The organism is Leifsonia sp. HAY1-4F (assembly GCF_056755275.1).
The window spans coordinates 1-243 of record NZ_JBNDHX010000527.1 but is presented as its reverse complement, the minus strand read 5'-3'; the positions used below and the strand labels follow the sequence as shown (position 1 = coordinate 243).

At 67.9% G+C, this 243-nt stretch carries 1 pseudogene; it reads left to right on the top strand.

Annotated elements, in window-relative coordinates:
• Positions 1–243 (top strand): annotated as a pseudogene (locus ACPYOG_RS20385) (L-talarate/galactarate dehydratase); the annotation flags it as partial.

The following is a 243-nucleotide window of genomic DNA, read 5'->3' as shown; positions in this document are numbered from 1 at the left end:
ACACCAAGCTCCTCTGGGCCGGCGCCTCTGTGGGCCGCTCGGGTGTGGCTACGCAGGCCCTGGCGGCCATCGACATCGCCCTCTACGACCTCAAAGCCAAGCGCGCCGGACTCCCCCTCGCCAAGTTGCTGGGTTCCTACCGCGACTCGGTCCGGACCTACAACACCTCCGGCGGCTTCCTCAACGCCACCCTGGACGAAGTCAAGGAACGCGCCACGCAGTCCATCGACGACGGCATCGGGG